Source organism: Acidovorax sp. KPB24-03, assembly GCF_057546605.1.
The window spans coordinates 1-4,560 of record NZ_BAAJYR010000282.1 but is presented as its reverse complement, the minus strand read 5'-3'; the positions used below and the strand labels follow the sequence as shown (position 1 = coordinate 4,560).

The window sequence follows — 4,560 nt, the reverse complement described above, 5'->3', positions numbered from 1 at the left end:
CCGATGGCCAGGCCCTCGGGCAGGTTGTGCAGCGCGATCGCGAAGACGAACAGCCAGGTGCGCCGCAGCGTGCGCGGCGACGGGCCGCCCTCCACGCCCTTGATGAAATGCTCGTGCGGCAGCAGCCGCTCCATGACCAGCAACGCGAGTCCGCCCAGCAGGATGGAGGTGCCGATGATGCCGCCCGCGCCCCAGGCCCCCGCGCCCGCCGACTGGGCCGCGGCAATGCCGGGAATGATGAGCGAGAACGAGCAGGCGGCCAGCATCACCCCGGCGCCGAAGCCGAACAGCGTGTCCTGCACCCGCTCGGACAGCCGCTGCGAGAACACCACCGGCAGCGTGCCCAGCGCGGTCGCCAGGGCCGCCACCAGCCCCCCGTGCCAGGCCTGCTCCACGCGCGGGTTGTCGGCCAGGAATTGGAAGAACTGCCGGCTCAGCACCAGGACGCCGGCCAGCACGATGGCCACCCCCATCCATCTGCGCATGCGCCAGCCGGTGCGTCCGGTGAGTGTGTCGTCAGCGTTCATGTGCAAGGCCCTGGTCGGAGGGTGGATCGATGGATCGGAAACGGGGAGCGCCGTCAGAACGAAGAATCGCTGCGGCCCTCGCCTGGCGTCAACCGCGGGCCTTCGCGTAGCGGCGGGCCACTTCGGCCCAGTCCACGACGTTATAGAACGCGGCGATGTATTCCGGGCGGCGGTTTTGGTACTTCAGGTAGTAGGCGTGCTCCCACACGTCCAGGCCCAGGATGGGCGTGTTGCCCGACAGCAGGCCTGCCATGAGCGGGCTGTCCTGGTTGCCGCTGCTCTCCACCGCGAGCTGGCCGCCGGGCGTGACGGACAGCCAGGCCCAGCCGCTGCCGAAGCGCGTGAGCGCGGCCTTGGTGAAGGCCTCCTTGAAGGCGTCGAACCCGCCCAGCTCCGCATCGATGGCCTGCGCCAGCGCGCCGGAGGGCTGCCCGCCGCCGCCCTGGCCCGCTGGCGCCATCACGGTCCAGAACAGGCTGTGGTTGGCATGCCCGCCACCGTTGTTGCGCACGGGCGCTTGCAGCTTCTCGGGCAGCGTCTGCACCTGGGCCACCAGCGCCTCGATGGCCAGGTCGGCCTGCGGCGTGCCTTCCAGCGCAGCGTTCAGGTTGTTGACGTAGGTCTGGTGGTGCTTGGTGTGGTGGATTTCCATGGTCTGCGCATCGATGTGGGGTTCGAGCGCGTCGTAGGCATAGGGCAGAGCGGGAAGCGTATGGGGCATGGTTTTCACTTTCTACAAAGGGAGCGGAAACGGGTGACCGGGCGACCGGGGAACGGTCTCTGGACGGTGGTCTTCACAGAAAACCCTGTCTTTGGAAATGATAATTATTTTCATTCACCACGATGATGGCACGGTTTTGCGCAGGGTTTTGTGGGATTTGCGCCTGCATACACGCGCTGCGCCGTGGCGTCGCTCTTTTTCCACCGGGTGGAAACCCTGAATATTCCCCCTGCCGTTCCCCCGCAGAATGTTCGGGTCCCAAAGCGCACGGCGTTCACGCCGGCCTTTTCGGGAGGGAGCGTTACATCGTCCAGGACGATCCATAAAACAAAGGAGGGTTGCGATGAAAAGCACGTCAGTTCCACCCGCGCCGTCGGCCGCCACCAGCACCAGCACCTGCGCCGCCACACCCATCACCCTGCCCCCGACCTTGCCGCCCAGCCCCTGCTGCTGCGACAGCGATCCGGTGGCCGGGCTCCAACAGCTGTTCGTGGACTATTTCCAGGGCAAGGGCATGGCGGCGGGCCGCGACCCGGCCACGCGGCCGGTGTTCCTGCGCCTGCACGGCGTGGCGCATGGCCAGTTCACCATCGATCCGAACCTGCCGCCCGAGCTGCGGGTCGGCGTGTTCGGACAGGCACCGCAGTACCCGGTGTGGGTGCGCTTCTCGGCCGACGTGCAGCCCGGCAACCCCGACCTCAAGGGCACCACGGGCATCGCGATCAAGCTGTTCGGGGTGCAGGGCCGCAAGCTGCTGGAGCCTGATCAGGACGCCACCACGCACGACTTCATCCTGCAGAACCACGATGTGTTCTTCACCGACACCGCGCGGGACATGTGCGAGTTCACCTGCGAATCGCTGCACGGCCGGGGCGATGCCTACCTGAAGGCGCACCCCGTCACCGCGCAGATCCTGAACGACATGGAAAAGACGGTGGACTCCGTGCTGGCCACCGACTACTGGAGCGTGCTGCCCTCCTGCTTCGGCCAGGGCCGCTTCGTCAAATACAAGATCGAGCCGGTGCAGGCGCCGCCGGCCGACGCGCCGCCGGACTTCGACGACCCGTTCTACCTGCGGGCCGACCTGCATGCCCGCCTGCGCAAGGGCCCGGCGCGTTTTCGCTTCCTGGTGCAGTTCCAGACCAACGACCATGACATGCCGCTCGACGCCGCCACGGTGCGCTGGAGCGAGCAGGCCAGCTTGCCGATCGAGGTCGGCATCCTGGAGCTGCCCCAGCAGGACCTGGACGCCCGCGGCCAGTCGGGCTACGGCGAAAACCTGGCCTACAACCCCTGGCATGCCCTGCCCGAGCACATGCCCATGGGCAGCATCGCCGAGGCGCGCAAGGCCGTGTACCGGGCCTCGTCCGAAAACCGCCGCAACGTGAACGGCGTGCCGCTGGGCGAGCCCGTGGTGCCCCGTCCGGCGCAGTACGCGCCCGGCGTGGACTATCCCGCCGCGAAGGACACGCGCATCGTGCGCGCCGCCGTCCACCCGGCAATCGGCATCGCCCGGGTGGGCAACAGCGAGACAGCGTTCTATCTGGGCCCTCAGGTGGTGAACCCGCCGCCGCAGCCCCAGGGCTTTTACCGCGATGCCACCGGCGCGCTCAAGCGCGAGGCCGCGCAGTTCCGCATCTACGGCTACAACGCCGCGGGCGACGTGGTGCGCGAGCTGACCGCCGACTGGGCCGACATCGAATGGTCCGTGCACGTCGCCAACAGCAAGGCGGCCTGGTACCAGTGGCAGATCGCGCTCGACATTCCGGAGGCGGCCAAAACCCAGCTGCCGCTGCGCAATGCCAAGAACGCCGCGCGCGACACGCTGGTCATCGACGCGGGCGTGCAGCGCATCGCGGGCCGCAACGCGGCGCCGGTGCCCTGCACCGGGCAGTTCACCGGCGTGCCGGTCAAGATCGGCGAGCTGCAGACCGACGCCAGCGGCCGGCTGGTGTTCCTGCCCGGCCACGGCGTCTCGGCCTCGCCCACGGGCAGCCCGATCTTCAACCCGGCCGACGGCGACTCGTTCATCAACGCCGACGGCTGGTACGACGACACCTGCGACGGCCCGGTCTCGGCCACGGTGCGCATCGAGGGCCAGGAGATTCCTGTGGAATCCGCCTGGGTGGTGACCGCCCCGCCCAACTACGCACCGCAGGTCAAGACCCAGCGCACGCTGTACGACCTGCTGCAGGACCTGTACGTCCAGGCCGGCTGGCTGCCCGCGCCGGCCACGATCTCGTTCGCCGACGACGTGTACCCCATCCTGCAGCGCCTGTCGGGCCTGCAATGGGTGAACCAGGGCTTCGCCACCCTGTTCGGCCACCAGGGGCAGTACGACTTCGAGAACCCCGCGCTGATCGAGCGGCTCTCCGCCCTGCCCCCCGCAGGCGGCTATGACCGCAACGCCGAACTGCGCCGGCAGGTGTTCAACAGCTTCCGCCCCCCCAGCCCACCGGACGGCAACCAGATGCCCTGGCCCTGGCTGTACGGCGATGCGATGACGGTGCCCGCAGGCCAGAGCCCGCGCCAGAACGCCAGCATCAGCCAGACGCAGAGCAATGTGCTGGCGCGCTGGGTGCAAGGCGACTTCGTCTCCGACTGGGATGCCGGCCGCCAGCTGCCGGCCAGCATCGACGCGGTGCCGCTCGCGCAGCAGCCCGCCACGCTGGACCGGGCGGCGCTGGAGTTCTGCCTGGCCGACGCCTTCCACCCCGGCTGCGAAATGACCTGGCCCATGCGCCATCTGACGCTGTACAGCCGCCCGTTCCGCATCCGCCAGCGTCCGGCGGGCACGGCCGAGCCCAGCTATGGGCCCACGCTCGACCAAGCCACCGCGCTGTCGGCCCAGGGGCCGCTGTATGCCCAGGGGCCCGGCGACATCAACCGCTGGATGGGCCTGCCCTGGCAGGCCGACACGGCCTACTGCCGGGCGGGGTACGACACCGCCTACGACCCGTTCGCGCCCACCTTCTGGCCGGCCCGCGTGCCCAACCACGTGCTGACGGCCGAGGACTACGCCATCGTCGTGGACCCGCAGCAGCCCATGGCCCGGCGCATCGAGGCGTTCTCCAACCGCACCAGCTGGAACAAGCCGCTGCACGGCACCACGGCCGGGCAGATGGAAGAAATGGTGCGCATCTTCGGATCGATGGGGCTCGTGGAAGTGCGCCCGGGCGTGCCGGACGATCCGGCCTTCCCGGCGCAGATGATGGTGGCGTCGTACGGCCCCGATGTCTCGGCCGCCGACGCCGCCAGCCTCAGCGACGCCGCGCTGGCCGCGCAGACCCGCCTGCTGGGCGCCGCCGCCGT

3 protein-coding genes are annotated in these 4,560 nt (G+C 69.2%); 1 reads left to right on the top strand and 2 read right to left on the bottom strand.

Annotated features, from left to right (window positions below; translation table 11 throughout):
* Positions 1–527, bottom strand: a 527-nt coding sequence (locus tag AC27KI_RS19185) for a ZIP family metal transporter (RefSeq protein ID WP_487115300.1), incomplete at its 3' end; no start/stop codon positions are given.
* 88 nt (positions 528–615) lie between these two features.
* The gene (locus tag AC27KI_RS19180; RefSeq protein WP_487115298.1) at positions 616–1,248 is read right to left on the bottom strand and encodes a superoxide dismutase; all 633 of its coding nucleotides are present in this window, start codon (positions 1,246–1,248) and stop codon (positions 616–618) included.
* 343 nt (positions 1,249–1,591) lie between these two features.
* Between AC27KI_RS19180 and AC27KI_RS19175 the strand changes: the two genes are divergently transcribed.
* A partial coding sequence (locus tag AC27KI_RS19175) for a LodA/GoxA family CTQ-dependent oxidase (RefSeq protein ID WP_487115296.1) occupies positions 1,592–4,560 on the top strand: 2,969 nt, incomplete at its 3' end.

Bases quoted from the DNA above. Each gene is read 5' to 3' on its own strand.
- AC27KI_RS19180 (WP_487115298.1), bottom strand. From the start codon at position 1,248: ATGCCCCATACGCTTCCCGCTCTGCCCTATGCCTACGACGCGCTCGAA.